Source organism: Collinsella sp. AM41-2BH (assembly GCF_003468085.1).
Lineage (GTDB): Bacteria > Actinomycetota > Coriobacteriia > Coriobacteriales > Coriobacteriaceae > Collinsella.
This window is the reverse complement of sequence record NZ_QSGH01000052.1, coordinates 1-244: the sequence shown is the minus strand read 5'-3', so window position 1 is coordinate 244 and position 244 is coordinate 1.

Genomic DNA, 244 nt, shown 5'->3' with positions numbered 1-244 from the left:
TTATTTAGTGATAGAGCCCCCGCTGGCGTTTTATAGGTTTGTTAACGTTGTCCTTTAATTTATGATGGGCTAACTAGCGGAGACCGACGAGGGTATAAAGATGATATGTCTACAGTGGACAGCAAGATTCCCGAGGTCATACGGTCTGTCCGAGGTTTATGACCATATGTGCGACTCTGAGCAACTCGGAGCCCAGTTAATTAATTTGTGAACAAAATATGGAGTGCGCGATTCCCGCCCCCGG